The 26,307-nt window shown below is 72.0% G+C and carries 19 protein-coding genes and 1 tRNA gene; 11 read left to right on the top strand and 9 right to left on the bottom strand.

Annotation, left to right across the window (positions count from 1 at the left end):
- Position 1: 1 nt before the first annotated feature.
- The gene (locus BLU79_RS25645) at positions 2-856 is read right to left on the bottom strand and encodes an alpha/beta hydrolase family protein (RefSeq protein ID WP_093908250.1); all 855 of its coding nucleotides are present in this window, start codon (positions 854-856) and stop codon (positions 2-4) included.
- Entirely contained in the window at positions 853-6,105 is a 5,253-nt protein-coding gene (locus BLU79_RS25640) for a caspase family protein (RefSeq protein WP_256333461.1), read from the bottom strand. Before BLU79_RS25640 ends, BLU79_RS25645 begins: the two co-directional genes overlap by 4 nt.
- 78 nt (positions 6,106-6,183) lie before the next feature.
- Here BLU79_RS25640 and BLU79_RS25635 point away from each other — a divergent pair, with 78 nt between their 5' ends.
- Positions 6,184-7,749 (top strand): oxidoreductase, encoded by a 1,566-nt coding sequence (locus BLU79_RS25635; RefSeq protein WP_093908249.1) that lies wholly within the window; start codon positions 6,184-6,186, stop codon positions 7,747-7,749.
- Between the two features lie 124 nt (positions 7,750-7,873).
- On the opposite strand, the gene BLU79_RS25630 is transcribed toward BLU79_RS25635, so the two are convergent.
- The 3 genes from BLU79_RS25630 to BLU79_RS25620 form a co-directional block, all read right to left on the bottom strand.
- Positions 7,874-9,343 carry a glycoside hydrolase family 18 protein gene (locus BLU79_RS25630; RefSeq protein WP_093908248.1) on the bottom strand — a complete coding sequence of 490 codons (1,470 nt, stop codon included), beginning with the start codon at positions 9,341-9,343 and terminating at the stop codon, positions 7,874-7,876.
- Positions 9,344-9,467: 124 nt separating this feature from the next.
- Positions 9,468-10,871: a HAMP domain-containing sensor histidine kinase gene (locus tag BLU79_RS25625; protein ID WP_093908247.1), complete on the bottom strand. Its 1,404-nt coding sequence runs from the start codon at positions 10,869-10,871 to the stop codon at positions 9,468-9,470.
- Positions 10,868-11,557, bottom strand: coding sequence for a response regulator transcription factor (locus BLU79_RS25620; RefSeq protein WP_177001175.1), 690 nt, complete (start codon positions 11,555-11,557; stop codon positions 10,868-10,870). The genes BLU79_RS25625 and BLU79_RS25620 overlap by 4 nt, the downstream gene beginning before the upstream one ends.
- A 127-nt stretch (positions 11,558-11,684) precedes the next feature.
- Between BLU79_RS25620 and BLU79_RS25615 the strand changes: the two genes are divergently transcribed.
- The gene (locus BLU79_RS25615; RefSeq protein ID WP_093908245.1) at positions 11,685-12,215 is read left to right on the top strand and encodes a hypothetical protein; all 531 of its coding nucleotides are present in this window, start codon (positions 11,685-11,687) and stop codon (positions 12,213-12,215) included.
- A 20-nt stretch (positions 12,216-12,235) separates the two neighbouring features.
- Here the strand turns inward: BLU79_RS25615 and BLU79_RS25610 are convergent, their stop codons facing one another.
- Positions 12,236-13,105 carry a spermidine synthase gene (locus BLU79_RS25610; protein ID WP_093908244.1) on the bottom strand — a complete coding sequence of 290 codons (870 nt, stop codon included), beginning with the start codon at positions 13,103-13,105 and terminating at the stop codon, positions 12,236-12,238.
- A gap of 56 nt (positions 13,106-13,161) precedes the next feature.
- A complete protein-coding gene (locus BLU79_RS25605; RefSeq protein ID WP_177001174.1) occupies positions 13,162-13,605 on the bottom strand; it encodes a hypothetical protein in 444 nt (147 codons plus the stop codon).
- Positions 13,606-13,871: 266 nt separating this feature from the next.
- Between BLU79_RS25605 and BLU79_RS25600 the strand changes: the two genes are divergently transcribed.
- Complete coding sequence (locus BLU79_RS25600; RefSeq protein ID WP_093908242.1) at positions 13,872-15,359, top strand: NsdA family TPR-like regulatory protein; 1,488 nt, start codon at positions 13,872-13,874, stop codon at positions 15,357-15,359.
- Positions 15,360-15,380: 21 nt separating this feature from the next.
- Here BLU79_RS25600 and BLU79_RS25595 read toward each other — a convergent pair whose 3' ends face one another.
- A complete protein-coding gene (locus BLU79_RS25595; protein WP_093908241.1) occupies positions 15,381-15,977 on the bottom strand; it encodes a histidine phosphatase family protein in 597 nt (198 codons plus the stop codon).
- Positions 15,978-16,164: 187 nt separating this feature from the next.
- Here BLU79_RS25595 and BLU79_RS25590 point away from each other — a divergent pair, with 187 nt between their 5' ends.
- The 7 genes from BLU79_RS25590 (at position 16,165) to BLU79_RS25560 (ending at position 22,607) form a co-directional block, all read left to right on the top strand.
- Positions 16,165-17,202, top strand: coding sequence for a phosphatase PAP2 family protein (locus BLU79_RS25590; RefSeq protein ID WP_093908240.1), 1,038 nt, complete (start codon positions 16,165-16,167; stop codon positions 17,200-17,202).
- Positions 17,153-18,328 (top strand): hypothetical protein, encoded by a 1,176-nt coding sequence (locus tag BLU79_RS25585; protein WP_093908239.1) that lies wholly within the window; start codon positions 17,153-17,155, stop codon positions 18,326-18,328. Before BLU79_RS25590 ends, BLU79_RS25585 begins: the two co-directional genes overlap by 50 nt.
- Positions 18,319-19,959, top strand: a complete 1,641-nt coding sequence (locus BLU79_RS25580) for a hypothetical protein (protein WP_093908238.1) — start codon at positions 18,319-18,321, stop codon at positions 19,957-19,959. The genes BLU79_RS25585 and BLU79_RS25580 overlap by 10 nt, the downstream gene beginning before the upstream one ends.
- Positions 19,956-21,293 carry an AAA domain-containing protein gene (locus BLU79_RS25575; RefSeq protein WP_093908237.1) on the top strand — a complete coding sequence of 446 codons (1,338 nt, stop codon included), beginning with the start codon at positions 19,956-19,958 and terminating at the stop codon, positions 21,291-21,293. The genes BLU79_RS25580 and BLU79_RS25575 overlap by 4 nt, the downstream gene beginning before the upstream one ends.
- Before the next feature lie 88 nt (positions 21,294-21,381).
- Positions 21,382-21,747: a hypothetical protein gene (locus tag BLU79_RS25570; protein ID WP_093908236.1), complete on the top strand. Its 366-nt coding sequence runs from the start codon at positions 21,382-21,384 to the stop codon at positions 21,745-21,747.
- A gap of 136 nt (positions 21,748-21,883) precedes the next feature.
- Complete coding sequence (locus BLU79_RS25565; RefSeq protein WP_093908235.1) at positions 21,884-22,543, top strand: bifunctional DNA primase/polymerase; 660 nt, start codon at positions 21,884-21,886, stop codon at positions 22,541-22,543.
- Positions 22,534-22,607: transfer RNA gene (locus BLU79_RS25560), tRNA-Lys, on the top strand. The genes BLU79_RS25565 and BLU79_RS25560 overlap by 10 nt, the downstream gene beginning before the upstream one ends.
- A 122-nt stretch (positions 22,608-22,729) precedes the next feature.
- Here BLU79_RS25560 and BLU79_RS25555 read toward each other — a convergent pair.
- Entirely contained in the window at positions 22,730-24,127 is a 1,398-nt protein-coding gene (locus tag BLU79_RS25555) for a M6 family metalloprotease domain-containing protein (RefSeq protein ID WP_093908234.1), read from the bottom strand.
- A 347-nt stretch (positions 24,128-24,474) separates the two neighbouring features.
- Here BLU79_RS25555 and BLU79_RS25550 point away from each other — a divergent pair, with 347 nt between their 5' ends.
- The gene (locus BLU79_RS25550; RefSeq protein WP_093908233.1) at positions 24,475-26,295 is read left to right on the top strand and encodes a putative bifunctional diguanylate cyclase/phosphodiesterase; all 1,821 of its coding nucleotides are present in this window, start codon (positions 24,475-24,477) and stop codon (positions 26,293-26,295) included.
- Positions 26,296-26,307: the final 12 nt, after the last annotated feature.

Below are 26,307 nucleotides of genomic sequence, written 5' to 3'. Positions count from 1 at the left end.
GTTACGTGCCTCGCAGCCCGTCCGTGATCGCCCTCCCCGTCGCCGCGGCGGTGAGGTACGGCCGGACGTCGTGTGCCTTGGCGCCGTTGTGCACCAGGGTGTCGGTCACCCGGGCACCGAAGTGCGGAGCCAGTTCCTTGGCGAGCGCCACGACATCGCCCCGGTCCGCGATGTTGCTCCAACGGCTCACCGGGGCGGGCCACCGCGCACGTCCCTGCATGGGCTTCGGCAGCAGGCGGTCGAAGACGAGGCGCGGTACCGCGAGCGGGGAGCCGAGGGTGACGAGGGTGAGGTCGGGCCAGTCCGGGCGGGCGCACAGGGCCTCGTAGGCCACCACCGTGCCGAGCGAGTGGGCCACGATCACCTCCGTGCTCGCGGTCACCGCGGAGGCGAAGCGGTCCTGGATCCGTGCGCGCAGCTCCGGCTCGGTGAAGTAGCGGCGGACCTGTCGCACACTGTGGATCATCAGCCGTTCGCTCACTCCGGCGAAGAAGGCGGAGTGGCTCAGCGCGTTGAGTGCCCGCTGCACGACGTCCGGGGTGCGCATGCGCGCGGCTGCCTCCGGTCCCGGGACCCGGCTCTCCGCGCGAGCCGCCGTCTCCCACCACTGGAGGATCAGGTCGCGTTCCAGGCCCTCCTCGACGTCACCGGCGTCGAGTTCGGGAATGCCGAGTCCGCGGTGGCCGGGCGGGCGGAACAAGTCTCCGTAGAACGCCATGGCCACGTCGTCGGGGGCGAGGCGGGGCCCGTCGGCCAGGGCCACGCCGTCACACAGGGCGGGGTACCAGTCGGCGAGCAACGTCTGGCCGCCTCTGAACTGCTGGGCGATGCCGTGGACGAGGACGACACGGGTCACGACGTATTCCCCCGCTCTCTGCCGGACTTGGTCAGGTGGATGCCGAGCACGACTGCGCCCATGTACGTCGCCACGCAGACCCGGTCCCCGCCCACGGCCACATCCGCGACGCTGCTGCCGATGTCGAGCTCCGCCGACCAGGTGGGGGACTCCATGTCCCACACCCGCACAACGCCGTAGCCGTCGGCGGCGATCAGGGCCTGCGTTCCGTGGATTTCCGCGACTCGGAGGGCACGGACGGCTGAGGGGAACGGCTCCAGGTCGACGCCGATGTCGGTTCCGTTGGACGGGTCCCAGAAGTGGAGTCGGCCGTCGCCGGCGCCGGAGACGATGATGTCGCGGTCGAGGTGGGCGAAGTCGACGCTGTAGGCGCCCGTGCCGTGGCCACCGAGTGGATCCGAGAGCTGCTCGCCCGTGCGCAGGTTCCACAGCCGGACGGTTCCGTCACCCGAAGCACTGGCAATGAGATCGGCATCTCCGACCCTGCCTGCTCGTAAGCCCCATACCTGGGCCGTGTGACCGGTCATCGGTGGACATATGGGCGACTGGCTGTGCAGATCCCAAGCGTGCAGCACGTGGTCGGCATCGGAGGTCACCACGATGGGCCTGCCATCCAGGGCGTACACGCACACTCGCACAGTTGAGCCGGACCGTCGGCCCAGCCGTCGGCGAGGCTCCACAGCCCACGCCTCTGCCTGCATCCAGCCGCTGCGAACGACGACCGTCTCGCCGTCCACGTGGCCACTGGCCGCGTCATACATCGTGCCGACGTCGGACGCGATGTGGGCGGCTGTCTGGAGCCCGTCGCCGAGTCCGTGGAACCGTACCGTCCCGTCGTTGCCTGCTGTGACAACGGTCTGGCCACCGTCGGCAGCAGGGACGACCTCCACTGAGACCAAGGTGTGCCCCGTACCGCACAGCGCCTCCCCGACAGGCTGCATGTCGGTCAGGTCCCAGACCCGCACCTCGCGCGAGGAGGCGGTGATGGCCGTGGGAATGCCGTCCACCCGCCCCAGCGCCGGAGCCGGGGGGTCCTCCGTGCCGCCCAGCCGGACCATGCCGTCCAGGGGTGGCCCCAGAGTGGTACCGGTATCCAGATCCCAGACACGCACCGTGTTGTCGAGGGCGGCGGATGCCACCAGGGTGGTCGTGCCGACCCGCGCCAGTGTCCCCGTCCTGATGTAGTTCGTGTGGCCGGTGAGAGGGTCGCTGACGGCGGCTCGCGTTGCGATGTCGTGGACGTACAGGCCATTGCCCTCACGGGTGGAGAGGACGACCGGACGGCCGTCGTGAAAGGCCACCCCCACGGCCATTGCGGTGGGTGACAGGTCCTCGATGTCGAAATGCGCGGACGGTCCGCTCGGCCGACCCGTCTCTCTGCCGTTCACCCGCCACACATAGGCGTGATCGAGCGAGGTGGCGATGGCGATCTCCAGGTGCTGGGGGGTGGAGCGGATCGCCAAGTGGCGTACGGCGCCGATGTGGCCCGCGAGCGGTTGCGTTATCGCGGCGCCGCCACGGGCGGACCAGATCCGGACCGTGCCATCCTCTCCCCCGCTGACCACGGCCGGCTCGTCCGCCAGCGTGCCGATCGCCACGCACCGGACGACGTTGGTATGCCCCCTCAGCGGCGGGCCCAGGGCCTCGCCCCGCAGCGGATCCCAGAGCCGTACGGTACTGTCCGCGCCCCCGGTGACGGCAAGCAGACGCCCACCGACGTCGCCCATGGCCACGGCACGCACCTGGCCGCGATGGCCTTCCATGGGCGGGCCGGCCTGCTGACGGGTGCGCAGGTCCCACAGCCGGGCAGACCCGTCGTTCCCGCCGGTGACCGCCAGGGGACGTCCCCGTACGTCACTGAAGGCCACCGAGAGCACCTGGCCCGTGTGACCGTCCACCGGCTGGTCGCTCGACAGGTCCCAGATGCGCGCGGTGCGGTCGTCGCCGACCGTGACCGCCAGCGAGGCGTCCTCCCGGTCGGTGAGCGCGGCCGCGGTGATGTCGTGGACGTGCCCCCGCAACGGAGGGCCGAGTTGACGAAGCGTTCGTAAGTCCCACAGCCGGGCGTCGTGGGCCCCGGCGGTCAGGGCCACCGGTCGGCCGTGGAAATCACCGATCACGGCGGAGGCGACTCCACTGCGCATCAGGTAGCGATGGGCTGTCACCTGTTCGCCGATCTGGCGACGTTCGGCCACGTTCCAGAGACTGAGCATGCCGGCCTTGTCACCGACCAGCGCGACCGTTCGGTCGTCCAACCGGCCCAGACAAACGGCAGTGACCGCCTCGGCCGGGCCGAGCAGCGGGCTGCCGTCGATACGCGGGTCGCCCCCAGTCGACACGTCGCTCAGATCCCAGACATAGACCGCCTTGTCCTCGCCGCCGGTGACCGCGATCGGACGCCCGTCGAGCTCGCCCAGAGCGGCGTCGAGAACAGTGCGCTTGTGCACGGCCAGGTCGCAGCCGAGTTGCCTCCGCTCGACCAGGTCCCAGATGCGCGCGGTGCCGTCCTGGCTGGCCGTCAGGACGACCGGGCGGCCGTCCAGGGCACCGATCCGCATGGCTTCGATGCGGTTGGTGTGCCCGCGCAGCGGCTGCCCGTACTCCTGACCGGCCGAGAGGTCCCAGACCCGCACCGTGCCGTCGACGCCGCCGGTGAGCGCGACCGTGTAGTCCTCCATGTCCCCGATGGCGATCGCACTCACGGCTATGCCGACCGGCAGCGGATCGCCGATCTGCCGTTGCGTGGTGAGGTCCCAGATCCGCGCCGTTTTGTCGAGACCGCCCGTCACCGCGATGGGTCGCCCGTCGAGATCGCCGACGGCCACGCAGGTGACGCCCTTCGTGTGCCCGCTCAGCAGTCGGTGCGCGCCGCTCGCCGACCACCAGGCCCAGCGTGCGGTCCAGGGCAGTTCCACGCCGAGTCGGCCGATGCGGTCCGCGAGTTCGTCGGCCTCGCAGCGCCGTGCCGAAAGCTGCAGATCGGCCGCTCGGCCGCCGAGTGAACGGTCGGCCGTCAACCGATGTGCCACCTGCTCGTACGCGGTCCGCACCCGCCTGGCGCGTTCGCCCTCGATGGAGGCGAGCGCCCGCAACAGGCTGAGCGGTTCGCTGGCCAGCAGGAACCCCGGGTCATCGACGAGATCGACGAGAGTGCCCGCCGCGTCGGCGTGCGTTGCCAGGTGCCGACGGACATACGGTGGCGCCGCGAACCAGTCGGGCCGGTCGCCGCCGGGTACCCGGGGCACGATGCTCACCAGGGCATCGACGACGGCTCTTTGGATCTCTGCGGCCGCCCGGCCGAAGGTCGCCCGCAGATGCTCCGCCAACGCCTTGTGATACAGCCGGTACACCGACCGCCGATCGTCATCGATGACCTCGGCGACATAGGCCCCGGCGACATCCAGCAGCCAGGAGACGTCCTGCTCCGTGCACTGTGTGCCGGAGAACACGGAACTCAGCGTGGTCCACACATGCCCCCGGGGCAGCCCCTTGCCCTCGGAGAAGGCGAGCGGGAGCAGCATGCGGCGCACCCGTGGCTCGTCCGGACCGAACCTGGCCAGGTAGTCGTCGAACGCCTCGCCCACCTCGCTGGGCAGCGCCCTCTCCCACCCGGCGCGGGAGACGTCCACGACGGAGCAGTCGGATCTCAGGGTGCGGGCCGTCGTCCTGGCGTAGAGGTAGACACCGTCGGCTCGCGCGGCCACGCCCCTGGCCACGGTTTCGGCAAGGTGCGGGAAGCCCCGGTACGGGGTGCGGACCTCCGGCTCCTCGGACGCCAGCAGCACTTTGGTGACGTATCCGGTGACGTCCGCCTCGTCGGCGCAGTAGGCGGGGAGGTCGAGATCGAGGCAGGTGAACGTGGGGCCGAGGGGTGTCACCAGTTCGCGTCGGGTGCCGACCAGCAGGCGTACCCCATGGATCTCCGACATCGGGCGCAGCAGTTCGCGGGTGATGCGGCGCGGCTCCCCGTGCCCGCCGGCGTCGGCGGCGGTGTCCGATCCCGCCTCGTCGACGGCGTCGACGACGATGACGATCGGTGCTCCCTGGCGGCCCCGGCGTGTCAGTTCCTGGAGCAGCGCCGCCGTGCCGTCCACTTCTACGTCGAGGAAGGCCGCGATCCGTTCGACGACCTCCTCCAGCCGCTTGTGACGTGCGTGCACGGCGGCCGTGACGCAGTCTTCGGGGATGACGGTGGCGGGATCGACGTCCGTCAGCTCGAACCGCGCACGGTACTGGGCGTCCGACAGGGCGACGATCCGGCCCAGCACCGCCGACTTGCCGCACCCGGGGCTTCCGGTGACGACCCGTCCCCTGCTGTCGCCGTCCGCGGCGGTGAGCCACTGCACGAGTTCGGTCAGTACCCGCACCCGCCCGCTGAAGTAGAGCCCTTGCTCGGACTCGAACTCCACGCCTCGGGAACGGGGGCCGAAGTGCTCGATCAGATCCCGGGCGGCCACCCGGCGCTGCACTTCGAGGTCGGTGCCGACGGGCGGCAGTTCCTCGCGGAAGCCGGGGTTGGGCAGGAAGGGCGCCAGGCCGGTCACCAGACCGCTGGCGAGTTCGGCGCGTTGGCCCCGCCCTTCGCCGTCGAAGCACTCGTTGACCACCTTGACGAGTTCCGTGAGGTCCACGTACTGCTGCCGCTGCCCCGTACGGCCCGTCATGATCTCCACGGAGGTGCGCAGGGCGGTCGCGAAGGCGCCGTCCTCGGCGATGTCCTTGCGGCGGGCGGATGCCAGGAACCACAGTCCGCTGGCCGTTCCCGCACCCCCGTACCGGTAGGCGATCGACTGCAGGGCGACCCCGGCCGCCTCGGCGCTTCCCGCACCGGCCGCGCAGGTGTCGAGGATGAGAAGCAGGTGCCGGAGGTCTCCCCGGCACAGGATCCGCACCAGGTCCTCGGTGGCGAGGGCCGTGGTGGCCGGGTCGTCCTCCTGGGAGTCCCAGCACAGGAGGTAGTGCCGGTCGCGCTCCTGCACGAGTCCGTGTCCCGCGAAGTACACGACCACCACGTCGTCGTGGGTCAGCGACGTGTCGGCCGACCAGTGCCGCAGCTTCTGGCGTATCTGGTCGGCCCCGTCGTACTCCCCGAGTCCCGGCAGCACCGCCTGGTACCCGAAGCCTTCGAAGAGTTCGGTCGTCAGGGAGACGTCCGCGGGGACGTGGCCGAGTTGTTCCTCGTCCGGCAGGTGGCGGTACCGGCCGCTGCCCAACGCTATGAAGTATCGCCGCTCCACTCGCAGCCCCACCGCCCTGCCCCATCGGCTTACGGATGACCGTACGCGCCTGTGGTCGCTGCGCGCGGGACAGATGTCTACCCTGCACGGGTGCTCTCATACGCCGAATTGACGCCGCCCGAGCGGGAGTTGTGGGATGCGTTTCCCGAGGGACGCCGGGTGGACCTGCGCCCGGACGAGCCCCTGGACGCCCGTCCTGTCGACCCCGGGCAGTGGGGGCCCGAACGCACCGTGCGAGCAGCCGTGATCGCGGCGCTGCTGCTGGGCGCGAACACCGGGGAACCGGGGGCCGTCGCCTGTCTGAAGCTGGTCGGCGCGCGCATCACCGGGCATCTCGATCTCGCCGGAGCACAGATCGGTCACGCGCTCTGGCTTGAGCTCTGCTGGTTCGACGAACGGATCGACCTCTTCGGGGCGTCGACGCAGTCCATCTCGATAGTGGGCAGCCGCGTGCCCGGCCTCGAAACCGGTTCGAGCCGTATCGAGGGGACCCTCGACCTGCGGAGGTCGCTCGTGGAGGGCACCACGGTCTCGCCCTACTACGGCAACGTCATCGCCCTGTCACTCATCAACGCCCGGGTGACCGGCGCCGTGCTCCTCAACGGGGCCCGGATCGACGCGCCCGATGGCTGGGCCGTGGGGGCCGGTGGGCTAGTCATGGAGGGGGGGTTCTTCTGCCGGGGCGGCCTGGTCGTGCGAGGTGAAGTGCGCTTTCTAGGGGCGCAGTTGCCGGGTGGGCTGTTCATGAAGGGCGCGCGCCTGGAGAGCCCCGGGCCGCGCGGGGTGGCGTTGGCGATGGACAACGCGGTGGCGTCGACGCTCGACTTCTCCCGGGGGTTCACCGCGAACGGAACCGTACGGCTGCGCGGCGCCCGGGTCGCGGACAACCTGACCTTCGAGGGCGCCGTGCTGAACGGGCCGCCCGAGGGCGACGGCCCCGCCCTGGTCGGGATGCTGATGCAGGCTGTCGACTTCGACTTCACCCTCGCCCGACCGCCGTCCGGCACCGTGGATCTGCGGGGCGCGCAGGTGTCGTACCTCCACGAGGGCGAGCACAGCTGGCCGGACGTGGTGGAGCTGGACGGCTTCGTCTACGGCAGCATCAAGGTGGCCGACGCGGACGCGGCCGGCGAGCGCAGGGAGGCGGTGGGACCGCGGGGTTCCGTCGCCCGCCGCATCGCGTGGATACGGCGCGGCCCTGGCTACAGTCCGCAGCCGTACGAGCAGTTGGCGACCTGGTACCGCACGGTCGGCCACGACGACGACGCCCGCCGGGTCCTCCTCGCCAAGCAGCGCCACCGCCGCAGCACTCTGCATCCGGCCGCGCGGGCCTGGGGCCATCTGCTCGACGCGACCGTCGGCTACGGCTACCGCCCCTGGCTGGCCGGTGTCTGGCTGCTGACGCTGACCCTGCTGGGCGCCCTGGTCTTCGACGCCCACACCCCGACCGCGGTGAAGCCGGGCGAGGGTGCGCCGTTCGCTCCGCTCGTCTACACACTCGATCTGCTGATCCCCATCGGAGGCCTGGGTCAGCGCACGGCCTGGTACTGGACGGACGGCGGCGTGCAGGGGCTCGCCTATGCCCTGGTCGGCTTCGGCTGGGTACTGACCACGGCCGTTATCGCGGGTCTGACGCGGACCTTGCAGAAGAACTGACCCGGAAGAACTGACCCAGAAGAACTGGCCCAGGGGCGACGGCCTTGCGCGCCCCGGCCGGATGGGGGAAGACCGGCCGGGGCGCACAACCCCCGTGTCCTGGTTGCCTCTTGGCGGTTCGGCCTTACTTGCCGTAGGCCGCGAACGCCTTCGAGAACGCGAACTTCTCCTGGAGGATCGAGCTGCACGTCGCGTCCGCGGCCGGCTTCTCGCCTCCGGGGCACTGCTTGTCGCGGGTCGCCGACCACATCGACAGCCAGCCGAGGCCCTTGGACTTGGCGAAGTTCACCAGCTGGGTGGCGTCGTCGACCTTGAAGATCTCGGTGGTGACGTCGTTGACGCCGATCATCGGGGTGACGGCGACCGTCTTCCAGGCGGCGCTGTCGGAGAGGCCGAGCACGCTCTTGACCTGGGCCTGGGTGGCGGTGGCCGCCTGTTCGGCATAGGTGCCCATGTCGCCGCTGTACGCGGGGCCGTAGTCCATCGCCATGATGTTGACGGTGTCGATCTTCACGCCGTTCTGCTTGGCGTCGGCGAGGAGGTCGACGCCCGGCTGGGTCAGGCCTTCCGGCATGACGGGGAGGGTGAAGGAGACGTCCAGGTCGGGGTGGGCCTTCTGGAGCTTGGCGATCGCCTGGGCGCGGCGGGTGTTGGCCGCCTTGTCCGGCAGTGCGCCGCCCTCGACGTCGAAGTCGACCTTGGTCAGCTTGTACGCGTCCACGACCTTGGTGTACGCCGCCGCCAGCGCGTCCGCCGAGGAGCAGGTCGTCGCCAGCTCGCTGCCGGCCGCGCCGCCGAAGGAGACGCGGACGTCGCCGCCCTTCGCCCGCAGGTCACCGATCTGCGCGGCCACCGCGTCGCTGCCGAGGTCCGTGACGCCGCCCCACTTCGGGGTGCAGCCCCCGCCGTCGGTGACGAAGGCGAGGTTGTAGTCCTTGACGCCCGTCGCCTGCGCGCTCGCCAGCAGGTCGAAGGCCGGGTAGAGGGACGTGTCGATGTACGGGGCGAAGCCGGCGGTGGCACCCGTTCCGGTGCCGGGGGTCTCCGAGGGCTTGGCGGTGGGGGTCGGGCTCTGGGTCGGGGTGGAGGACGGTTTCGGAGCAGCCGTGGGAGTCGCCGTAGGCGTCGGTGACTGCGTCGGGCGACCGCTCGGCTCCGGCGTCGCGCTGTCGTCCGTGGAGCACTTCGCGTCGTCGATGAGGCAACCCGTGGGCGCGCCCGTGCCGTTGGCCACGAAGCCGACCGTCACCGACTCGCCGGCCGCCAGTCCGTCTGTGTCCCACTTCGGCGGCGTCACGGTGACGTGCTGCCCGCGCACGCTCGACTCGGCGTTCCACAGCGAGCTGAGCTTCGTGCCCGACGGCAGGTCGAACTCCAGCGTCCAGTCCTGGTCCGTCTGACCGCTGGTGTTCGTGACGACGTACTGCGCGGTGTACCCCGTCGACCAGTCACTGGTCTTCGTGTACGCCGCCCCGACTCCGGCAGCCTGGGCAGTGCCGGTGAACAGGATCGCGCCGCCGCCGACCACGGCCGCGGCGACCACGCCGCCTATCGCCTTGTTCCTGCCACTGACCTTGCGCCGGTGGGTACTCATCACGTGCCTGCCTCACTGTTCACGGGTTCGCGGGGTTCGCGGGGGTGGGTGCGGCAGCACGCTAGCGATTCAGAAACGGGCAAAATTCCTGATCCGGACGGGGGTTGAGGACCTTAGGGCGCTCTTAAGGAAGGGATCGGGGCCGGTTAAAGGTCGAGACCAATTTGCCGGGCCGTCGGCGTCGCACCGCCCCCCGATGCCCCCGGCGCACCGGCTCTCTCCCGTCCAGCTGGATCCAGATCCGCACCTCGGTTCCGCCCAGCACCGACGACCCGATCCGCACGTCACCGCCGGTCGACTCGGCGAGGCGCCGCACGATGTCCAGCCCGAGCCCGGTCGACCCGGCGCTGCCCGAACCGCGCCCGCGCGCCATCGCCGCCTCGGGGTCGGATATGCCGGGCCCCGCGTCCGAGACGAGCACGATCACCGCGTCCTCGCCGTTGTGCACGTCGACCGCGAACGCCGTGCGCTCGGGCGTGTGCCGGAAGACATTGCCGAGCAGGGCGTCCAGCGCGGCCGCCAGATCCGCCCGGGCCACGGGTATCCGCACCGGGCGCTCCACGCCGGCCACCCGCACCTTGCGGCCCTCGTCCTCCGCCAGCGCCGACCAGAACGCCATGCGCTCGCGGACCACCTCGGCCGCGTCGCACCCGGCGCCCGGCCCCGCCGCCACCGTCTGCGGCTTGGCGTCCCGGGCCGTACGTATGATCGTGTCGACCTCGCGCTCCAGCTGGGCCACGGCTGCCCTGGTCTGCTCGGCGGCCGGACCGTCCCCGAGCGAGGCCGCGTTGAGCCGCAGCACGGTCAGCGGGGTACGCAGGCGATGGGACAGGTCGGCCGCCAACTCGCGTTCGTTCGCGAGGAGTTGGACGACCTGGTCGGCCATCGAGTTGAACGCGACCGCCGCCAGCCGCAGTTCGGTCGGCCCCTCCTCGGGCACCCGGGCGCCCAGCTTGCCCTCGCCCAGCTCGTGCGCGCCCTCCACGAGGCGCTGCGCGGGCCGCACCATCCGCACGCCCAGCCGGTCGGCGACCGCCACCGACCCGACGATCAGCGCGAGGCCGACCCCGGCGAGCACCGCCCAGGCGGTGGTGAGGCCGTTGGTGACCTCCGCCTCGGGGACGTACACCTCGACGACGGCGATCTCACCCGAGCTCAGCGCGACCGGCTGGAGCAGCGTGGACCCGCCGGGCACCTCGGTGGTCGAGGCGCGGCCCAGCCGCCGTACGGTCGCGATGTCCGCGGCGGCGGCGCGCTGCCGGCCGAGGTCGACGGCGGCCGTGTCACCGGACGCCGGTATGTGCACGGCCATGCCCGCGTCCGACCCGGCCGAGGCGACGACCCGCTCCAGCTGGTCCCGGTCGGTGGTGATGGACAGCGCGGGGGCGACGGCCGCGGCCTCCCGCTCGGCGTTGGAGAAGGCGCGGTCGCGGGCCATCTCCCTGATGACGAGCCCGAGCGGAACGGCGAAGGCGACCACGACCATGGCGGTGACCGCGAGACAGACCTTGACCAGTGCCCACCTCATCGCGGCGGCTCCAGCTTCACGCCGACGCCCCGCAGGGTGTGCAGATAGCGGGGGTTGGCGGCCGTTTCGCCCAGTTTCCGGCGCAGCCAGGACAGATGGACGTCGATGGTCTGGTCATCGCCGTACGACTGCTGCCACACCTCGGCGAGCAGTTCTTTGCGCGGAACGACGACCCCGGGCCGCCCGGCCAGGAAGGCGAGCAGGTCGAACTCGCGGCGGGTGAGGTCCAGAGGTACCCCGTCCAGCTCGGCCTGGCGGCGCAGCGGGTCGACGGTCAGGCCGCCGACGCTCAGCACGCTCGACGGGGCGGCCTCCGCACTGCCCGACCGGGCGCGGCGCAGGACGGCGGCCATCCGGGCCGACAGGTGCTCGACCGAAAACGGCTTGGTCAGGTAGTCGTCCGCCCCGGCGTTCAGCAGCCGGACGATCTCCGTCTCGTCGTCCCGCGCGGTGGCGATGATCACCGGCACGTCGGTGATGCCGCGCAGCATCTTCAGGGCCTCGGAGCCGTCCAGGTCGGGCAGACCGAGGTCCAGGATCACCACGTCGAAACGGAAATGGGCGACCTCGCGCAGCGCCTCCAGCGCCGTCCCGACGCTGCGCACCGTGTGGGTGGCGTCGGTCAGGTGCCGGATCAGCGCCGAGCGTACGAACTGGTCGTCCTCGACCACGAGCACACTTGCCATGCGCCGCACCGTACGCCATGCGAGCGAGCCCGGTCCGGGCCTGTGGACAACTCCGCGCCTGTGGACAACTAGGGCCTGTGGGCAACGGCGCGACACCGCTGCGACGCGTGAGGCAGTATGGCCCGCGATGCGCAGAGGACTCGTACACGTACTGGCTTGGTCGCTCGCCACGGGCGCGGCGGTCACGCTGTCGTGGTGGGGTGTCCACACGGTGATGGCGGGCACGGTGTACGACCGCCCGCGCGCCCTGCCCATCACGGCGGCCGACGCGACCACCCAGGAATCGAAGCCGCTGGCGTCGTCGACGAACCGGCCGACGCCGTCGAAGAGCCCCTCGAACTCCTCGGACCCCACTCCGAAGCCGACCGGGACACCCCGCACGCCCACCCCCTCGAAGCCGCCGGCACAGAGCCCCGGCCCCACGTCCACCACCTCCGGCCAGGTCAAGAGCTACGACACCGACGGCGGCCGGGCGGTCTTCGACATCGGCGAGACCTCCGCGACCCTCGTCTCGGCCACCCCGGGCTCGGGCTGGTCGATGCAGGTGTGGAAGACCGAGACATGGATCCGGGTGGAGTTCAGCGCGGGCGCGGACCGGGTGTCGGTGTTCTGCACCTGGCACGACGGGCCGCCGCGGGTGGAGATCGGGAACTACTGACGCACTCGACGGACGCCGAACTACCGGAAGACCGAAGGCGGCGGTGCGGGTGAGGCGACCGCCGCAGCGTCCGTGACCGGTACGACACCGCCGGTGAAGTCGGTGAGGGACCGGCCGTGTTCGACCCGGCCCGGGTGTGGATCCGAGGCGGCGCGGCGAGTCAGCTCGGCGACCGGGAGCGCGTGGTCGGCGGCGACGAGGACGGCGTTGCCGAAGCGCTTGCCGCGCAGCACGGTCGGGTCGGCGACCAGGGCCAGCTCAGCGAACCGGGCGGCGGCGGTGGCGATCTGGCCGCGTAGATGCGCGAGCGGCGGCCCGTCGGCGAGATTGGCGGCGTACCAGCCACCGGGTCTCAGCGCCCGGCGGACTTCGTCGAGGAACTCGGTCGAGGTGAGGTGGGCCGGGGTGCGGGCTCCGCTGAAGACGTCGGCGATGACGAGGTCGGCCCAGCCGTCGGGCACCTTGGCCAGCCCTTCACGCGCGTCGAGGGACCGCACCCGGACGCGAGCGTTCCGGTCCAACGGCAACTCACGGCGGACCAGTTGGACGAGAGCAGCGTCGCGCTCGACGACCTGCTGGGTGGAGCGGGGACGGCTGGCGGCGACGTAGCGTGCGAGGGTGAGGGCGCCACCGCCGAGATGCACGGCCTGTACGGGTTTGCCGGGCGAGGCCACGAGGTCGATGACGTGACCGATACGGCGCTGGTACTCGAAGGACAGATAGGACGGGTCGTCCAGGTCGACGTGCGACTGCGGCGCCCCGTCGATGAGCAGCGTCCAGGCCCGCGCACGGTCCCGGTCGGGTATGAGTTCGGCGAGCCCGCCGTCGACAGTCTCGACGACGGAGGCGAGATCCGCGCCGGAGCGCCGGGGGTTCCTGGACTTTCCCACGAGGCCATTATCAGGGGATACGGGCACTCCCACCCGTCCGCATCGGCGACCACGGGTCACCGACAGTTGTCCGCCGCCTCGATCAACCGCGCCGCTTCCCCCAGCGCCGCCCGCAGCGCGGCGGGATCCGTCGCCAGGTCCGCCTCGCCGGGCGGCAGCAGCCAGTCCGAGCCCTCGACCGGCGGCTCGGGGTCCAGGTTGAGACGCAGCCCCCGACCCTCGGTCTCCGTGCAGGTGCTGCCCGGCATGTCCCAGGCGGCAGCCGTGCCCGGCGGGACCACGAAGCCGAGTGTGTCGCCACCGTCGTCGTGCAGGACGGGACCCACCCCGTCGCCCTCCCCGGCCCCGCGGCGCAGGATGTCGACCGCCTCCAGCCCCTGTCGCGCCGGAACGGTGACCACGTCGCAGCCCGCGCCCGGCGGCTCGCTGCACTCCGCGGTCGGCGCATGCCCCGCCGTGGTCATCGGCGTACAAGGAACGATGCTCTGGCTGGTCTCCATCCCGACCTCCACCACGGAACCCCTTTTGCAGTTCGAAGAGTTCAACGCGGGGCGGCGTCAACGGCTACGGCGGAAGTCCGCCGCAAAGGATGGCAGTTCATGGCAGATCACGTATGAGATATCCGGTTTGTAGCCAAACCCTGCGTGGCGGGTCCGATACAGCAGGTACGTTCTTGCCCGCCGGAGACAAGGGCACCAGACGGATTTTTCGGTCAACTCGTCCTCGCTCCGGCATGGTTCGACGGTTCGCACGAGAGGACCCGGCCATGGCGTCGTCAGAGCTGACTTCGTCCCAGCACCCCATGCCACCGCGGCCGAATCTCGCGTTCCGGCAGTTGCGCGGACAGCGCTCGCCGGCCGAGTTCGCCGCCGCGGTGCGACGGGCCGCCCGCGAGATCGGCGAGCGGGTCAGCTGTGACGCGCGGTATGTCGGGCGGGTCGAGGCCGGCGAGATCCGCTGCCCCAACTACGCGTACGAACGGGTGTTCCTGCACATGTTCCCCGGCCGCACGCTCACCGACCTCGGCTTCGCGCCCCGCTCGTTCGTACGCGGACGCCGGGCGCACACCGACGAGGACGCGCTCCTCCCTCACACCACGATCCCGGCGCGCGCCTTGAGTGAGACGTGCGGGGGCCACGAGCCGTATGACCCGCTGAACCCTCAGGACCCGTACGACCCCCACGACCCGTACGGCGCACAGCAGAACCACCAGAACCACGAGATCCACGAGGAGAGCGACGTGCTGCGTCGCGCATTCATGAACTGCGGGGGCGCCACAGTGGCCGCCGCCTCGCTGAGCCCCCTGGGGCTCGCCTTCGACGCCGCGGCCGAGGAGCGTCCCGTCCGACGTGTCGGGGGACGCGAGGCGGACGCGCTCGAGGAAGCCGTACGCCGTATCCGGCTGCTCGACGACCGGCACGGCGCCGACGGCCTCTACCGGCGGGCGGCCACCCCGCTGCGCGCCGCCTACGCCCTGCTCGACGCCGGTACGACCCGGCAGGCGACCGGCGACCGGCTCCACTCGGGCGCGGGTGAACTGGCCATCTCGGTGGGATGGCTGGCGCACGACTCGGGACGGTTCGACGACGCACGCTCGCACTACGCGGAGGCGCTGGCGACGGCCCGGATGGCCGGGGACCCGGCCCTGGAGGCGCACGCCTTCTGCAATACGTCCTTCCTCGCGCGGGACGCGGGCCGGCCCCGTGAGGCCGTGCGGGCGGCGCAGGCCGCGCAACGCGTCGCGCGGCCCCTGGGCTCCTCCCGCCTGATGTCCCTGCTCGCCCTGCGCGAGGCGGGCGGCTGGGCGGGGCTCGCCGACCCCACCGGCTGCGCACAGGCCCTCGCCCGCGCGCATGCCCTCTTCGCGCGGGGCCGCTCGGACTCCGACCCCGAGTGGATGACCTTCTACGGCGAGGCCGAGCTGGAGGTCCTGGAAGCGCAGTGCTGGTCGACGCTGGGCAACTGGCGGCGGGCGGCACGGCACGCCGAGCGGGCGGCACAGCTGCAGGATCCGCACTTCACCCGCAACATCGCGCTGTACACGGCGGAACTGGCGGACGACCTGGCGCGCGGCGGACGCCCTGACGAGGCGGCGGCGGCCGGGATGCGGGTGCTCGATCTGCTGGACCAGGTGCAGTCCTCGCGGGTGCAGACGATGCTGGCGGGGACGGCGCGGGTGCTGTTGCCGCACCGGCGGGCGAGCGGGGTGTCGGCGTTCTTGGAGCGGCATGCCGCGGCGCCGCGAATGGCGTGACCGGTACGGCCCGGCCGACAGCTAGGCCGCCAGGTGCCCCAGGTCGTTCCAGCTCTCGATCGCCGGTTCCCCGTACGCCCACCCCAGCACCGACAGTGACGTCGGGTTCAGGCGGATGCGGGCCGCGAAGTCGAGTGGGAGGCCCAGCCAGCGCGCGCCTATGGACCGCAGTATGTGCCCGTGCGCGAAGACCAGCACATCCCGGTCCGTCTCGCGCGCCCACGCCACCACCTCGTCGGCCCGCGCCGTCATCTCGGACAGGGTCTCGCCCTCGGGCACGCCGTCACGCCAGATGAGCCAGCCGGGCCGGACGGCCTGGATGTCCGCCGGGGTCATGCCCTCGTAGGCGCCGTAGTCCCATTCCATGAGCGTGTCCCAGGCACGCGCGCGTTCGCCGAAACCGGCGAGTTCGCACGTCTCACGCGCGCGGGAGAGAGGGCTGGTGCGCACCTCGACCCCCGCCAGCCCGTCGTACGGCGCCCTGTGCAGCCGTTCGCCGAGGAGCTTCGCGCCCCTGCGGCCCTCCTCCAGGAGCGGCACATCCGTCCTGCCCGTGTGCTTGCCGGACAGCGACCATGCGGTCTGTCCGTGCCGGGCCAGCAGGATGCGCGGTGCCATGGAAGGGGCCTTCCGGGAGAAATGAGAGGCGGAACCCCTCCATCATCGCGCACGCTGTCCGGGGGCAACCCAGCGGGCGATCTACGCGTCTTGAGGGCCAGGGCCGCCCGAAGGGGGCGCGCGCATACACCGTAAAGTGGTACGACCGGTCGACCGGGCGCCGCGAAGAGATGGGGGAGGCGATCGGATGCCACACGCCGAGACAGCTGGCGTGGAGGCGACGCCGCGGACCCGCCTGCGCTGGTGGACCGAGCTGCCGCTGATATTGCTGGTCTACGCCTGCTATTCGGCGGGGCGGCTTCTCGCTCGCGGCGACGTCAGCCACGCCGTGGACCACGGGCTGGCGATCCTGGACATCGAGAAGGCCCTCTACCTCAACGCGGAGCACCCTCTCAACCGCCTCTTCACCCGCGAGCCCTGGCTCGGCGTCCCGGCCGACTTCTGGTACGCGTCGCTGCACTACCTCATCACGCCCGTGCTCCTGGTCTGGCTCTTCAGATCGCGCACCGTGCACTACCGCGCGGCCCGCACCTGGCTGATGACGTCGACCTTCATAGGCCTGATCGGCTTCACCCTGCTGCCCACCTGCCCGCCCCGGCTGCTCGACGCGAGCCACGGCTTCGTGGACACGATGGCCCAGTACAGCTCCTACGGCTGGTGGGGCGGCGCGGCGAGCGCGCCCAAGGGCCTCGGCGGCATGACGAACCAGTACGCGGCCATGCCGAGCCTGCACGTCGGCTGGGCACTGTGGTGCGGCGTGATCCTGTGGCGGTTCGGCGGGACGCGCCTCACGAAGGTGGCCGCGGTCGCCTACCCGCTGATCACCACGATCGTGGTGATGGGCACCGCCAACCACTACTTCCTCGACGCACTCGCGGGCGCGGCCGTGATGGGCGTCGGGCTGCTGCTGGCGCCGTATGTCACGCGGACCATGGACCAGGCGCGGGCGCGGTTCGGAGCGCGGGTCGCGAGCGCCGCGACCGTCACGACGGCCGCGACGGTCACCAGCGTCGCGCAGGGCCCGCGTGACACGGTCACGGTCGGCTCCGGCGACCCCGTCCCGGTGGGCTCCGGCACCACGTCTTCCTCAAATGTCAGTGGCGGATGCCAGACTTCCGCGGGTGAGCGAATTCCACGGCAGCGCGAGTCCCGGTTCGGATCCGGAGCCGAGCCGAGTGCCTCTCCCCAGGACGCGGGGGACGGCGCTCCGGCACCGGCTCGCTGAGCTGCGCGGCCCCGACGTACCGGCCAAGGCACTGGACGCGCGCGCCCTGGCCGCCCTCGCCGCCAACCCCGGCTGCAAGCGGCGCGCGATCCTGGACGGCGCCGGGGTGAACAAGGCGGCGCTGGCGAGCGCGCTGGGCTCGCCGTCGGCGTTCGGGCAGTCGCAGTTCGCCCTCACACGCGGGAACGCCTTCGAGGCCAAGGTCAAGGCGGACGGCGGCGCGGAGCTGCTGCGCCTGGTGCACGAGAGGCTGGACCGCAGCGCCGAACCGCCCGCCCACGCGCGCGTGCCCGAGCTGGCGGCGACCGGCCCCGAGGGGCGGACGGCCCGTACGGCACTGGCGCTGCGCGAGGCCGCCGAGGCGAGCGGCGAGTGGACCCTGCTCGACCATCCGATGCTCGCGCTGGACGTGGCCGGCTCGCCCGCCTTCCTGGAGCCGGACGCGGTCGTCGTGCACCCGGACGGCAGCTGGACGGTCGTCGAGATCAAGTCCTTCCCGATGCTGGACGGCTCGGCGGACCCGGCGAAGGTGGGCGCGGCCGCCAGGCAGGCGGCGGTGTACGTGCTGGCGCTGGAGCAGATCGCCGCCCGGCTCGACCCCGCCCCGCGCGTGCGCCACCGCGTCCTCCTCGTCTGCCCCAAGGACTTCTCCAACCTCCCCACCGCCTCGGCCGTCGACGTCCGCAAGCAGCGCGCGGTGACCGCCCGCCAGCTGGCCCGCCTCACCCGCATCGAGGACATCGCCGACACGCTCCCCACCGGGACCTGCTTCTCCCCAGAGCTGCCCGCGGCCGACCTCACGGCCGCCGTCGAGTCGGTCCCGGCGACGTACGCGCCCGAGTGCCTGTCCGCCTGCGAGCTGGCCTTCCACTGCCGGGCCAGCTCGCGCGCGTCCGGCGCGGTGACGTCGCTGGGCCGTTCGGTACGGGCCGAGCTGGGCGGTCTGACGACCGTCGAGGACGTGCTGTCGGCGGCCCGCGGCGAGACCGGCGACCCGGACGATCCGGCGGTGGCCGCCCTGCGCAGGGCGGCGCGGCTGCGCGCCGAGGCCCTCGGCCGGGGAACCCGGGATCCCGGTCGGGACACCCTGCCCCTCTGCCAGGAGGCGGTGGCCGCGTGTCACTGATCGCCACCCTCGCCCGCCTCGAAGCCGTCAGCACCGGCCGCGCCCAGCCCGCCGCCACCGTCCGCCACCGACGACTGTCCGACCGCCCCCTGGTCTTCGTGCCCCTCACCACCGCCGGCGAGGCCGGCGCCCCGCTCGGCGCGCTGATCGGCACCGACCGGGATGCCCCGCACCTGCTGGTCGTACCGCAGCCGCGCGACCGGGACCTCAGGTTCGCGTTCCTGTCCGAGCTGGCGGACATCGTGCTGCCGTACATCGACACATACGCCGAGAAGGTGGAGGCCGCCGAGCGCAACGAGACCGACCCCGAGACCGGCAAGCGGGTCAAGGTCGAGGTCGAACTGTGCGCGGACGCGCCGCAGTTGATCGTGCCGAGCCGCGCGGGCATCGATTTCGTACGGCTTCTCGGCCGCTCCATGCGCTTCAGGCGCACGGCGGAGCAGGACCCGGAGACCCCCTACCCCGCACCCCCGCGCGTGCCGTTGCTCGGCCGCTGGCTGACCCATTTCGGTGAGCGGGCCCGGGTGCCCGGCTCCTCGCTGCTGCCGGCCATGACGGACGTATTGGCCCGGCACTGGACGACCGGCCAGTCCACTCTGGAGGACCAGCACCTGGGCGCGCTGCTGTCCTGGATCGCCCCGCCGGAGGGCGAGACGGGTGCCGAGGCGGCGCTACGGGCGGAGCTCGCGCGGGACGGTAAGGGCCAGTTGCTGTGTCCGCCCGCCGGTCCCGCCACCGACCCGGCGTTCGACAACAAGCTGCTCGCCCCCGCCATCGAGCGCTACGACCGCGCGCGTACCGCCCTCGCTGCCGCCGAGGACGGGCTGGAGGCCGACGACCGGCTCGGTGGCCTCACCGCCGCCGAGCGGGAGATCCGTGCCCTCGTCGAGAGCCGGACCCGGCCCACCTGGGACGCGGTATGGCGGGGCCTCGACCTGCTGCGGGAGCTGCCCGAGGCCGGCCGGGTCGAGGAGCGGTGGACCCGGGACCGCTGGTCGTTCACCGCCCACCGCGACCGCGTCCTCGCCGGTGAACCCCCGCAGCCGCGCCGCGACGACGCGGTCACCGCCGCCAACAAGCTCGCCGCGCGCGAGCGGGAACAGGCGCGGCTGGAGGCGCAGGAAGCACTCGACGATCCGCTGGTGATGGCGGGGCGGCGGCTGGCCGGGGAGGCCTTCGCGGGCGAGGTCACCGAGGTGGTGATGGCGTACAGCGAGGGCAAGCGGCCGAGCCCGCGCCCGCTGGTCACCGTCCGCACCGACGACCGGCCACATCTGGGCGAGCGGGCCAAGGTGTTCCGGTCGCTGGGCGGGAAGCCGCAGTCGGCGGAGTTCGTCGGGTACGAGGAGTCCCCCGACGAAGACGGTGCCGGTGACGGTGGCGGTGGCGGTGAGGACGGCGGAGCGCTGCTGGTGCTGCGGGTTCTGGACAAGATGGGCCGCGGCAAGGAGCCGGAGGAAGGATCCGTGCCGGAGAAGGGCGACCTGGTCTGTTTCACGCTGTTCGAGCACGAGCAGCGGGGCGGCGCCAAGCTGCCCGACCCGGAGGAGACGCCGTGGACGCACGGCGGGCCGCCCGGCGAGCAGGTGTCCGAGGCCGCCGACGCTCTGACCGAGGAGGATGTGCTGTGACCGCCGTGTTCGACCCCGGTACCGCGGCGACCGAGGCCACCGACGCGATCCTGCACGACACCCTGCACGGCACCGCGCGCGGTGTCGTCGTCGACTCCCCGCCCGGCGCCGGCAAGTCCACGCTCGTCGTCCGCGCGGCCCTGGAACTCGCCGATGCCGGGCGCCCGCTGATGGTCGTCGCGCAGACCAACGCCCAGGTCGACGACCTGGTGCTGAGGCTCGCCGAGAGGAACCCCGAGCTGCCGGTGGGCCGTCTGCACAGCAGCGACGCCGACCCGTACGACAAGGCGCTGGACGACCTGCCGAACGTACGCAAGTCGGCGAAGGCGGCTGAGCTGGGCGGGCTCGCGGTCGTCATCTCCACGGCGGCCAAGTGGGGGCACGTCAAGGTCGACGAGCCCTGGCGGCACGCGATCGTCGACGAGGCGTACCAGATGCGCTCGGACTCCCTGCTCGCGGTGGCCGGCCTCTTCGAACGGGCGCTGTTCGTCGGCGACCCGGGCCAGCTGGACCCCTTCGCGATCGTCGGCAGCGAGCAGTGGGCGGGCCTGTCGTACGACCCGTCGGCGTCCGCCGTCACCACCCTTCTGGCCCACAATCCGACCCTCCCGCAGCACCGCCTGCCGGTCTCCTGGCGCCTGCCCGCGTCCGCTGCGCCCCTCGTCTCCGACGCCTTCTACCCGTACACGCCGTTCCGCAGCGGCACGGACCACGGCGACCGTCACCTGTCCTTCGCGGTCCCGTCGGACGGCTCGGGCCCCGACCGGGTGATCGACGAGGCGGCGGAGTCGGGCTGGGGTTTGCTGGAGCTGCCCGCCCGGCACACCCCGCGCACGGACCCCGAGGCGGTACGGGCGGTCGCGGCGGTCGTACGGCGCCTCCTGGACCGGGGCGGCGCGGCGACGTCGGAGCGCTCACCGGATCCCGCGCCCCTGACCGCCGACCGGATCGCGGTCGGCACGGCGCACCGGGACCAGGCGGCGGCGGTCCGGGCGGCACTGGCCGAGCTGGGCGTGACGGACGTCACCGTGGACACCGCGAACCGCCTCCAGGGCCGCGAGTACGACGTGACCGTGGTCCTGCACCCCCTCTCCGGCCGCCCCGACGCCACCGCCTTCCACCTGGAGACGGGCCGCCTGTGCGTCCTCGCCTCCCGCCACCGCCACGCCTGCATCGTGGTGTGCCGGGCCGGGGTGAGCGAGTTGCTGGACGACTATCCGTCGACGGAGCCGGTGCAGCTGGGGACGGTGGTGAAGTTTCCTGACGGGTGGGAGGCGAATCACGCGGTGCTGGCGCGGCTCGCCGAGCATCGGGTGGGGTGGCGGCCCCGTTGAGAGAGCCCCATTGACCTGCGTCACACGCCTACTTGCGCGGGCGCGGGACAATGGACGGTGGACCGGTTACGTACGAGGAGGAGACAGCATGGCGGAGCCCACGCCGCGTCGGAACGAATCGCGGCTACGCCCCGCGCCCCTGCTCTTCGAGCCCGCGGAGGTGGCCTCCGACCCGGAGCACTTCTTCGATCTGGAGTCGATCGACGACCCCCGCGCGCTGCTGGCGCGGGCGACCGAGCTGACGCAGGCCTTCCGGGCGGCCACGGATCGCGCGGTTGAGTTCCAGGCCATCGCGGCGGCCCAGCTGGCGGACCCCCGGCGGTTCGACCGGCTGACGCCCGCCGACATCGCGGCACAGGCCGAGTGGACCGAGGACTACGCGAAGAAGATGGTGGAGTTCGGCCGGGATCTGATGCGCGGGGTCGAGGGGCCAGGGCACGTCGACCCTGTGTGACCAACCCTGTGACCATCCCTGTGATCACCCCCACGGCATATGCCAGGCGGGCAAGATACCCGCTCCTCACGCCCCCTGTCCGACTTTTCGGCAACCCTCGGAAACCAGACCCTCACCGTCGGTAGATGTATCCGTCATGAGCCGCACACGGGACGACCTCTTCACCGAACTCTTCGCCAACCGATCCGACGCCTGCGTCGACGCCTCCGGAGTCACCGAAACCACCGGGGTTACCGGAGTCACCGGAGTCACCCCCGACGGAGCCGCCTGGCTCGCGTCCGCAGGATCGTATCCGCGCAGCATGCTCGCCCTCTGGGCGGAACGTCCGCACGCGCCGGTGGTGCTGCCCTGCGGCTCGGCCTTCGACGTCGTCAACACCCCCGCGATCTTCGGGCGCCGCATGCTCGACCGGCTGTGGGACGAGGGCCCGGGGACGGGCCCTGTGGCCGCCTTCCGGGGGCGGATCCTGATGTTCGCCGCTCCGGGCACCGCCCAGCGGCTGCCCTCGCTGCTGCGCTGGGAGGAGTTCAGCCGCACGGACGGCATTCCGCCGCTGCTCTGCCACGGCACCGGCGACGCGGTGACGGTCCCGGCGCCGGCGGACACCTATGCGGCATCCCCGGCCCCCTCCGGGACCCGCTGGCTGGTCGCCCCGGACACCCGTAATCCCTGGTTACCGGGTCCGGAGGTACTGCTCTGGGCGGCCGTACGGGCGGCCCGCGCGGCCGTGCGGATTTCGATTTTTCCCCACGCCGACCAGGATGCTAAGGTCTACGACGTCAGCAGGCGCCGCTAGCTCAGTTGGTTAGAGCAGCTGACTCTTAATCAGCGGGTCCGGGGTTCGAGTCCCTGGCGGCGCACGACAGTGAAAGCCCCTCGCGGAAGCGAGGGGCTTTTCGCATGCGCCCGGTGCACGCCCACCACCACCGGCCGCGAGCGGCGTACGCCCGCCCGCCCCGGCGCCCCGCCACCCGCACGCCCCCTACCCGCCGCGAGCGCCGCGCGCCGGTGCGATCTTCACCGTCCACGCCCCCGAAGCCGTACGCCCCTCCACCTCCACCCGCACGCCCTCCCCCGGCACCGTGAAGCTCTCGCCCACCCCGACCGGCGCGTCCGCGAGTGGCGGATACACCGACTGCTCCCAGCAGGCCTCGGTGCGCGGGTGGGCGTCGATCACCTCGACCGGACCGCCGCCGGACTCGGTCTGGCTGCGCACCCGGTACACCAGCACGCCCTGTCGGCAGGCCTGCGTGTCGTTGCCCGCCGGGCCGCGCACCTCGAAGGCGAGGGCGCTCTCGGGGCCGGTGCGGACGACGGCGAGCTTGATGCCGTTGCCCAGCCCGAAGCCCGGTACGGCGCCGGCCGTGCCGGGCGCCCCGAACGAGCCGACGGCGCCGGGCGCCCCGGCCGCTCCCGGCTGCACCGGAACGCCGCGCCCCACGGCCAGCGGCTCCAGCGTCAGCCGCGCGCCCGAGGCCCTCGCCGCCTGCACGCACATCACCTGGCGCGGCTCCAGCCACCCCAGCTTCCACTTGTGCCAGCCGAACAGGTCCGGAGCCATCCCGAACTGGCTGCCCATCAGGTCCCAGTCGCCGACGTAGGTGTCCCAGTCGCCCTTGCCGTCCACCGGGCGGTGGTAGAGGTCGGGCAGGTCGAAGACGTGGCCGGTCTCGTGTGCGAGGACCAGGCGGTCCGGCGGATGGTTCTCGAACACCGTGACGACTCGCCGGATGTCGGCGCCGTCGGCGTGCAACGGGGTGTCCAGGTTGACGACCTTCGTGGCGTCCGAGTCGACGCCGGGCGCGTCGGGATCGGCGACGAAGTAGACGACGTCGTAGCGGGAGAAGTCCACCTCCCGGTCCGCCGCGGCGAGCGCGTCGCGCAGATAGGCGGCCCGGTCGTCCACGCTCCAGTCACGCTGTATGGCGTACGCGGTCGACGGCCGCGGCATCCGGAGCCAGTGCCGGAGCGGATGCGGGCGCAGGGTGAATCTGCCGTAGGAGGCGCGTTCGAAGAAGTGGGTGGTGGCCGGGAAGTGGTCGGCCGTCAGTTCGGCGGGTGTCGTGCGGGGGACCGCGTCCGGGAAGGACAGGAAGATCATGACGGCGTCGAGCTCGCGGGTCGGGCGCGGATAGGCGGCGTTCCAGGTGTTCAGGCCTTCGGAGTGGTGCGCCCCGGTGCGTTCGAGGGCGCAGGCCGACGTGTCGAACGGTTCGGCGACCGAGGGGTCCGCGATCAGGGAGGTCGCGGCGAGCGCGGACATCGTGGTGAACACAGCGGCGACACCGCGCAGTCGAGGCCACTCCCGCAGCCGACCCTTGCCGGGGAGCAGGGGGAACTGACGCGGCACGTGGACCTCCGGGAGCGGTTCGCGGGACACCGCACCCAGCCTCGGTCAGATTGTCGTACTACGTCCTGTTTGCCTGCGCCGGTCGGGTGAGAGGCCCGAGAGACCACCCCCACCGACACCCCGGAATCGCTCACGGAACGTCACAATCGGTCGAGGGGCCGAAGAAGCCGTCCAGGTGCGAGCAGAAACGATCTGTCGGAAGGTCGGCTCACGGGGGAACACTGAACAGTGGGTGGAAGGGCCGGGGACCAGCCTCTATGATCGGCACACTTTCCTGACACTTTCCCTGCACGGACAAGGCCCGGCGGACCACCGCCTCCCGGCCGACCATTCCGATGAGACCCATCCGAAGATCGAGTGCACTGCGGGAGCGAGCGGTGAGCGGAACGTCCGAAGGGCCGACACCCGCGGCAGACCTCATCGAGTCGGCCGTCACAGAGAGTCACGCGCAACCATCACCCGGTACCGGGGCCCCGCCCTACTCCGCCGCCTTCGCCGCCGCGCCCCTGGCGATGGCCGTGGTCGACCGCGAGGGCCTGGTCACCGGCGCCAACCCCGCCCTCGCCGACCTGCTCGGCACGGCACCCCGGGAACTGGCCGGTTCCGTCGCCGCCGACCTGGTGGACCTCGCCTCCGACGCCCGCACCTGGCACGCGTACCTGGAGGTGCTGCGCGGCCGTCAGGCCAGACTGCGCTGCACACGCCGTCTCAAGCACCCGGACGGGCACTCCCTTTGGGCCCAGGTCACGGTCGCGCCGCTGCCCGGTGCGGAGCACGGCGGCGTCCTGCTCTCCGTCGCCGACATCAGCGGCCACCGCGAACTCCAGGCCCGGCTGCGGCACTTGCAGATGCACGATCCGGTGACCCGGCTGCCCAACCGCACCCTGTTCTTCGAGCGTCTGACGACGGCGCTGGAGGCGGAGTCGTACGAGGAGAGCGGCACCACCGGCCGAATCGGCCTGTGCTACCTGGACCTTGACGGCTTCAAGGCGATCAACGACACCCTCGGCCACCGCGTCGGCGACAGCCTGCTGGCCGGCGTGGCCGAACGGCTCACGCGCTGCGCCGAGGAGGCGGGGTACGCCCGATCGAGCCCCCTGCTGGTGGCCCGGCTCGGCGGTGACGAGTTCGCCCTGCTCGTGGAGGACTCCACGGGCACCGAGCAACTGGCCGACCTCGCCGAGTCGGTGCTCGAAGCCCTACGAGCACCCTTCGACCTCTCCGGCCGGCGGCTGTCGGTGTCGGCGTCGATCGGCGTCGTGGAACGCCAGGCGACCGGCACCACCCCCACCGCGCTGATGCAGGCCGCCGACACGACGCTGCACTGGGCGAAGGCCGACGGCAAGGACCGCTGGACGCTCTTCGACCCCGAGCGCAACGCCCACCTCATGACCCGCCAGGCCCTCTCCTCCACCCTCCGGCCGGCCATCGAGCGGGGTGAATTCGCCCTGGAATACCAGCCGTTGGTGAGCATGGAGGACGGCCGGCTGCGCGGTGTCGAGGCGCTTGTCCGTTGGAAACATCCTCAGTTCGGCGTACTGGCGCCGAATCGGTTCATCGGACTGGCGGAGGAGGACGGCTCCATCGTGCCGCTCGGCCGCTGGATCCTGGCGACCGCCTGCCGTCAGGCGCGCGCCTGGCAGGTGGCGCATCCCGACGAGCCGCCGATCTTCGTGAGCGTGAACGTGGCGGTACGGCAGGTCTGGGACTCGGACCTGGTGGCGGACGTGGCCCGCATCCTCGACGAGACGGAACTCGCCCCGCATCTGCTCCAGTTGGAGCTGACCGAGTCGGCCGTGATGGGCTCGGCGGGTCGGCCGCTCCAGGACCTCCAGGCGCTCAGCGACATGGGCGTACGCATCGCGATCGACGACTTCGGCACCGGCTACTCGAACCTGGCGTACCTCAGCCGGCTGCCGGTCTCGGTCCTGAAGCTGGACGGTTCCTTCGTACGAGGCTTCCAGTACGAGAGCGACAACAGCGCGGCCGTGCCGCCGAACCCGGCCGACGAGGTCGTCGTCGAGGCGATGATCCAGCTGGCCCACCGGCTGGGGCTGACGGTCACCGCGGAGTGCGTGGAGACGCTGGCGCAGGCCTCGCGGCTGCGCCGGATCGGCTGCGACACCGGGCAGGGGTGGCTGTACTCGCGGCCGGTGCCGCCGGATCGTATCTCCGAGTTGCTGGGCGTGCGGGTGTGAAGAGGGCGGGAC

The sequence above is a fragment of the Streptomyces sp. cf386 genome (genome assembly GCF_900103585.1).
In the GTDB taxonomy this organism is placed as follows: domain Bacteria; phylum Actinomycetota; class Actinomycetes; order Streptomycetales; family Streptomycetaceae; genus Streptomyces.
The sequence above is the reverse complement of the archived record's forward strand: the minus strand, read 5'-3'. Positions and strand labels throughout refer to the sequence as shown.

What these genes read in the sequence shown, in the direction of transcription:
- BLU79_RS25595 (WP_093908241.1), bottom strand. Translation starts at nt 15,977, where the DNA reads ATGGCACCGCGCATCCTGCTGGCCCGGCACGGACAGACCGCATGGTCG.
- BLU79_RS25565 (WP_093908235.1), top strand. Translation starts at nt 21,884, where the DNA reads ATGAGCCGCACACGGGACGACCTCTTCACCGAACTCTTCGCCAACCGA.
- BLU79_RS25590 (WP_093908240.1), top strand. Translation starts at nt 16,165, where the DNA reads ATGCCACACGCCGAGACAGCTGGCGTGGAGGCGACGCCGCGGACCCGC.
- BLU79_RS25570 (WP_093908236.1), top strand. Translation starts at nt 21,382, where the DNA reads ATGGCGGAGCCCACGCCGCGTCGGAACGAATCGCGGCTACGCCCCGCG.
- BLU79_RS25615 (WP_093908245.1), top strand. Translation starts at nt 11,685, where the DNA reads ATGCGCAGAGGACTCGTACACGTACTGGCTTGGTCGCTCGCCACGGGC.
- BLU79_RS25620 (WP_177001175.1), bottom strand. Translation starts at nt 11,557, where the DNA reads ATGGCAAGTGTGCTCGTGGTCGAGGACGACCAGTTCGTACGCTCGGCG.
- BLU79_RS25625 (WP_093908247.1), bottom strand. Translation starts at nt 10,871, where the DNA reads ATGAGGTGGGCACTGGTCAAGGTCTGTCTCGCGGTCACCGCCATGGTC.
- BLU79_RS25600 (WP_093908242.1), top strand. Translation starts at nt 13,872, where the DNA reads ATGGCGTCGTCAGAGCTGACTTCGTCCCAGCACCCCATGCCACCGCGG.
- BLU79_RS25605 (WP_177001174.1), bottom strand. Translation starts at nt 13,605, where the DNA reads ATGGAGACCAGCCAGAGCATCGTTCCTTGTACGCCGATGACCACGGCG.
- BLU79_RS25630 (WP_093908248.1), bottom strand. Translation starts at nt 9,343, where the DNA reads ATGAGTACCCACCGGCGCAAGGTCAGTGGCAGGAACAAGGCGATAGGC.